The following is a 1,237-nucleotide window of genomic DNA, read 5'->3' as shown; positions in this document are numbered from 1 at the left end:
GTGTAGTGGTCTACTGATCCCGGACACCGATTTAGGCGAAAATCATCGCCATTAGAGAGGTGTTCGATGAGTAGACAGCGACGTACATTCTCAACCGAGTTCAAGCGCGAAGCCGCGACTCTGGTTCTGGATCAGGGGTACACCGTGGTGGAGGCCTGCCAGTCCTTGGGGGTGGTGGAGTCGGCACTGCGTCGATGGATCAAACAGCTTCAGGATGAGCGCAACGGCATCACCCCGCAGAGCAAGGCGCTGACTCCCGAGCAGCAGAAGATCCAGGAGCTGGAAGCCAGGATCAACCGACTGGAGCGGGAGAAAGCGATCCTAAAAAAGGCTACCGCTCTCTTGATGGCGGACGAACTCGAACGTACGCGCTGATAGACCAGTTGAGTGAGCAGGAGCCCGTGGAAATGGTCTGTTCAGCTTTCGATGTACCCCGTTCTTGCTACTACGACTACCGCATCCGCCGCCATCGAACCGATGCTCGTCGTGTAGCCTTGCGTAGTCAGGTCAACCAGCTTTTCAGTGACAGCCGAGGATCTGCGGGCAGCCGCAGCATCATGGGCATGATGCGTGAGCAAGGTGTGGTGATTGGCCGCTTTCGGGTTCGACGTCTGATGCGTGAGCTGGGCCTCGTCAGCAAGCAGCCCGGTTCCCATGCCTACAAGCAGGCCACCGTTGAGCGTCCCGATATTCCGAATCTGCTGAACCGCGAGTTCACTGTCGAACGCCCCAACCAAGTCTGGTGTGGTGACATTACCTACGTCTGGGCTCATGGCCGCTGGCATTACCTGGCAGTCGTCCTGGATCTGCATGTACGCCGCGTGGTGGGCTGGGCGTTTTCCGACAGGCCGGATGCCGAGCTGGCGGTTCGAGCCCTCGACATGGCGTACGAACAGCGTGGCAGGCCGCAACAGGTGATGTTCCATTCCGACCAGGGCAGCCAATATGCCAGTCGTCTGTTCCGGCAACGGCTATGGCGTTACCGCATGCGGCAGAGCATGAGCAGGCGCGGAAACTGCTGGGACAATGCGCCGATGGAGCGGCTATTTCGCAGCCTGAAGACCGAGTGGATACCCTCCACGGGTTACATGACGGCCCGAGAGGCACAACGGGATATCAGCCATTACCTGATGCATCGATACAACTGGCTCAGGCCGCATCAGGCCAATGACGGGCTGCCGCCCGCCGTTGCCGAGAAAAAACTTAACCCATTGTCCGGGATGGCTTGACCACTACA

At 58.9% G+C, this 1,237-nt stretch carries 1 protein-coding gene; it reads left to right on the top strand.

Annotated elements, in window-relative coordinates:
* Positions 1–66 precede the first annotated feature (66 nt).
* Positions 67–1,229, top strand: a protein-coding gene (locus MXC11_RS12060) for an IS3 family transposase (protein ID WP_250010419.1) whose coding sequence is annotated in 2 segments (ribosomal slippage) — positions 67–322 and positions 322–1,229 — 1,164 coding nt in all. Because the reading frame shifts where the segments join, the coding sequence is not laid out codon by codon here.
* Positions 1,230–1,237: the final 8 nt, after the last annotated feature.

Origin of the sequence: Pseudomonas eutrophicaquae (assembly GCF_023544715.1) — a bacterium.
Taxonomy (GTDB): domain Bacteria; phylum Pseudomonadota; class Gammaproteobacteria; order Pseudomonadales; family Pseudomonadaceae; genus Geopseudomonas.
The sequence above is the reverse complement of the archived record's forward strand: the minus strand, read 5'-3'. Positions and strand labels throughout refer to the sequence as shown.